This is a genomic window from Terrisporobacter sp. (assembly GCF_017888745.1).
Taxonomy (GTDB): Bacteria; Bacillota; Clostridia; order Peptostreptococcales; family Peptostreptococcaceae; genus Terrisporobacter.
This window is the reverse complement of the sequence record NZ_JAGHFM010000403.1, coordinates 1-2,128: the sequence shown is the minus strand read 5'-3', so window position 1 is coordinate 2,128 and position 2,128 is coordinate 1. Positions and strand designations below refer to the sequence as shown.

3 protein-coding genes and 1 riboswitch are annotated in these 2,128 nt (G+C 27.9%); all 3 genes read right to left on the bottom strand.

The window, feature by feature from the left end; genetic code table 11:
* On the bottom strand, positions 1-398 hold a 398-nt coding region (locus J7G74_RS16490; protein WP_297137414.1), incomplete at its 3' end, for a SoxR reducing system RseC family protein.
* A gap of 143 nt (positions 399-541) precedes the next feature.
* A riboswitch (cobalamin riboswitch) is annotated at positions 542-731 on the bottom strand.
* A 57-nt stretch (positions 732-788) separates the two neighbouring features.
* Entirely contained in the window at positions 789-1,700 is a 912-nt protein-coding gene (locus tag J7G74_RS16485) for a cation diffusion facilitator family transporter (protein WP_297137411.1), read from the bottom strand.
* Between the two features lie 100 nt (positions 1,701-1,800).
* A partial coding sequence (locus tag J7G74_RS16480; protein WP_330616623.1) for a DinB/UmuC family translesion DNA polymerase occupies positions 1,801-2,128 on the bottom strand: 328 nt, incomplete at its 5' end.

Below are 2,128 nucleotides of genomic sequence, written 5' to 3'. Positions count from 1 at the left end.
TCTCTACTATCTCTAAATTTCTTATCATTTTTATTTAATATCACATAAGAAATAAAAGTACATATTAATCCCACAACACCGCTAATCAGTTCAATTTTCCCTGAATAATTTATCCAGTCTAATATAAAGTATGTTAATATAGTTCCTACCAATAAAAATATTAATGGTACAAGATAAGCAAGCATGGTAGCCTTAAGTACTTTTACACTTTCCATGCTAACTTCTACATGGTCGCCTTTTTTTGCCCCTATATGGTTATCTACTTCCACTACTAAATCTTGACACTCCGATGATAATTTATTACATTTACCACATGATGCACATGCTGAATGACGTTGCATTATCATTTTGGCTGTTTTATCATCTACAATATCTATTATAAACCCTTGTTGATTCATGAATTCATCCCCTTTTCTATATAAATAACTAGAGAATTAACTCATATTACTCTATTTTCGCAAATATAATATTTCCGATCCATAATATGCTTTTTAATACCTATTTATTAATAACCCATATTACAGTATTTCTCTCCCACCGAAAGATCATGTATTTGTAGGCAGGTCTCCTGACTCAAAATCATCCTACCAGCTTCTCCTTCCCATTTTACCAGTGGAGTTAAAGCTCTCCAAAGCCCTAAGCCTTCGTCATTATCACAGTAGCGGGGGCTGTTGTGGATTCTCACCACATTCCCTTTTAAGTATTTCTACACCTTGAGCAATATGAATTATTCTCTAGTTATATGCATATTAATCTATGCTCTTTTATTATAAGATATAGTTTTTTTTTTACAAAGCATTTTCCATACTATAGTAAGGCTCTACATGTATTATTACTTGACAATTACTACATATCTTACATTTAATTTCTTCTTCTATCTTATGTGTAAGTTCATGTGATTCTTCTATATTCATATTGGGATCAATCATAATATGCATATCTACATACATATCATTCATACTCCCTCTACTTCTAATCTTATGAATATTCTTTACTTCATTAAAACTTTTTACCACTAATATAATATCTTCTTCTTGTATAACTGCTTTATCTGATAATATTCCAAGAGACTCTTTAAAAATTTCATAGGATGCATGAAATATAAATAAAGATATTATTATTGATATTATAGGATCTATTACAGGCGGTAATCCTAGCTTAATCACAAGTAAAGAAATTAAAACTCCTATAGATATTAAAATATCACTTTTAGTATGAATAGAGTCAGAAATTAGTATATAACTATTATATTCTTTTCCTTTTTTTCTTTCATAAGTTGTAACACATATATTAACGATAATTGTTAATATCAACGATATTAAACTTATTAAAGATATACTTAATTCAACTGGATTAAAGAATCTATTTATACCAGTATATAAGATTTTAAAACCTAGAAATAAAAGCATAGCTCCTATAAACAAACTCGCCACTATTTCAAATTTTTTATGTCCATAGGGGTGATCCTTATCAGTTGGCACACTTGCAACAGATATACCAATCAAACCAACTACATTAGACATTCCATCGGATAAGGAATGTATACCATCTGCACTTAAACTAGAACTATTTATTAAACCTCCTACAATTATTTTCGTTATTGCTACCCCCAAATTAGCAAATAGTATTAACCATAGGACAAGCTTTACTTTTTTATAATTTTCACCACCTTTAATTTTTTCACAATCTTCTGTATTCATAATTACACCTCCAAGTTTGATACATACTAATATTTAATAACCTTTATCATTGTTTATATACTGAAAAAATCCATGGAGTTCACCATGGATTTTAAATATTTTATTTTATGTTATTATTAATATATTCAAATATTGTAATATTTGTGACTTCTTCTTTATTAATTAAGTTTGATAAAGTGACACCGATTAATCTTATTTCTTTATGGTTATGCTCAATATTTTTAAATAAGTTATATATATTAGTTCTAATATCTTCATGGGATGAAATTTCTTTATTTACACTAACACTTCTAGTTATTTGTGTAAAATCATCGTATTTCACTTTAAGCACAACAGTTCTTCCACATTTATTTAAATATTCAGCTCTTTGAGAAACCTCTTCACAAAGTTCATCTAATATATTTATTAATTTTTCATCTTCTATATCT